Annotated in this window: 1 protein-coding gene; it reads left to right on the top strand. The window is 67.3% G+C overall.

Going from position 1 to position 425, the window contains the following annotated elements; genetic code table 11:
• Nucleotides 1–359, top strand: a 359-nt coding sequence (locus GWK61_RS55325; RefSeq protein ID WP_499704288.1) for a carbonic anhydrase, incomplete at its 5' end; no start/stop codon positions are given.
• Nucleotides 360–425: the final 66 nt, after the last annotated feature.

The raw sequence follows: 425 nt of genomic DNA, 5'->3' as shown, positions 1-425 counted from the left end.
ACGCCGCCGGCCGGGTCACCGAATCGGTCGTCACCGACATCGCCTACCTCGGCTTCCTGGCCCGGCAGGTGTTCGGGGTCGAAGGCCGGCTGTTCGAGATCGCGGTCATCCACCACACGCAGTGCGGCACCGGCTTCCTGGCCGATCCCGACTTCCGGCACCGGGCCGCCGACGCGACCGGCCTGTCGGCGCGGACGCTGGCCGCCTCTCAAGTCAGTGACCCGCAGGTGACGGTCCGGGAGGACGTCGAGCGCCTGCTCTGCTCACCGCTGCTCCCCGGCGAGACCACCGTCTCAGGGCACGTCTACGACGTGGAGACCGGCCGGGTCTCGATGGTGGTCGACGCGATCGGAGCGTGACCGGCCGGGCTCATATCCGCAACCATGATTGCCAATCAAGGTTTATCAATCTAGATTGGCAATATG

Origin of the sequence: Catenulispora rubra, from assembly GCF_015356825.1 — a bacterium.
GTDB lineage: Bacteria > Actinomycetota > Actinomycetes > Streptomycetales > Catenulisporaceae > Catenulispora > Catenulispora rubra.
This window is presented reverse-complemented; position numbering and strand designations above follow the sequence as displayed.